General features: G+C 60.5%; 1 protein-coding gene. It reads right to left on the reverse strand.

Annotation, left to right across the window (positions count from 1 at the left end; genetic code table 11):
- Positions 1–276: 276 nt before the first annotated feature.
- Positions 277–1,536: a UDP-N-acetylglucosamine 1-carboxyvinyltransferase gene (murA, locus tag A2J01_RS15030; RefSeq protein ID WP_003941314.1), complete on the reverse strand. Its 1,260-nt coding sequence runs from the start codon at positions 1,534–1,536 to the stop codon at positions 277–279.
- Between the last annotated feature and the right edge of the window lie 80 nt (positions 1,537–1,616).

The following is a 1,616-nucleotide window of genomic DNA, read 5'->3' on the forward strand; positions in this document are numbered from 1 at the left end:
CCCAGCCTATCCCAACCTGGCCACCGGCGCAAACCGAAACCCCGTGAGAAAAACTGGATTGTGTTCGCCAGGCACTTCGTACAACCTCGTGTCACTCACCCTCGCAGGTGGGAGTCGGTGTCCGTGTCGCTCTGACTTGGAATAAGTTACGCGAACCTTCAATCAATTCACAAATCGCCTGGTCACCACACCGAATTGGCCGATTAAGGCCAGGTCAGACCGTTGAGCTTTTCCGCCAACTGCGAATAGGCCCGAGTGTGACGCCGAGCACCGAAGCTATTCGGAGCCCACCCGCTCGATCACTCCCCCGAGTCCACGGAGATTCTCGACGAATCGCGGGTACCCACGGTCGATGTGGAAGATGTCGTGAACTTCGGTGGTTCCGTCCGCAACCAACCCCGCAAGCACGAGCCCGGCGCCGGCCCGAATGTCCGAAGACCACACCGGTGCACTCGACAACACCGGAACTCCGCGGATCACCGCATGGTGACCGTCAGTACGAGCGTCGGCGCCGAGTCGGATCATTTCCTCGACAAATCGGAAACGCGATTCGAATACGTTCTCGGTGATCATCGACGTGCCTTCGGCAACCGCAGCCAAACCGATTGCCATCGGCTGCAGGTCGGTCGGGAATCCGGGGTACGGCAATGTTGCGAAATTGACCGCTTTAGGCCGTTCACGCTGAATGACGCGGAAACCGTCAACCTCGGGAGTCACCTCCGCGCCGGCCGTCCGAAGCTTGTCGAGGACCAGTCCGAGATGCTTGTGGTTCACCCCACGAACGCGGACGTCACCCCTGGTCATGGATGCCGCGACACCCCACGTTGCAGCGACGATCCGATCGCCGATGACACGGTGCGTAGTCGGTTCCAACTTGCGGACGCCTTGAATGGTGAGCGTCGAACTTCCGCCGCCAGATACCTTGGCGCCCATCTCGTTGAGCATGTTGCACAGATCCACGATCTCGGGCTCACGTGCAGCGTTGTCGATCACTGTCTCACCACGGGCGAGGACCGCTGCCATCAAGATGTTCTCGGTTGCACCCACAGACGGGAAGACCAGGCGGATGTTCGCTCCATGCAGGTCGTCTGCCTCGGCAACTACACATCCGTGTTCGATCTCGCTGCGCGCACCCAACAGGCGGAGCCCGGATTGGTGCATGTCGAGGGGCCGAGAACCGATGGCGTCACCGCCAGGCAAGGCAACAACAGCGCGTCTACAACGCGCGACCAGCGGACCGAGAACACACACTGACGCTCGGAACTGTTTCACCGCATCGAAGTCAGCGTGATACTTCGGCTCGGCCGGCGTCGTGATCCGCACTTCGGAATCTTCGAGTTCGACTTCGCAGCCCAGACCTCGCAGAACGTCCGCCATCAGCGGTACGTCGAGAATGTCCGGGCAGTTGGTCACGACAGTGGTGCCTTCGGCCAACAGCGCCGCGGCCATCAGCTTCAGCACACTGTTCTTGGCCCCTCCCACCAGTACTTCACCTTCGAGGCGGTTACCCCCGGTCACAAGAAAGTGCTCACTCACGGTTCACAGCCTAGAGCCACAACCTCGTCGGCACCGCGCCGGTACCGTAGCCCTATGTCTGTTCACCTGACGAAGATCTA

It is taken from the genome of Rhodococcus sp. EPR-134 (assembly GCF_001647205.1).
GTDB lineage: Bacteria > Actinomycetota > Actinomycetes > Mycobacteriales > Mycobacteriaceae > Rhodococcus_F > Rhodococcus_F qingshengii.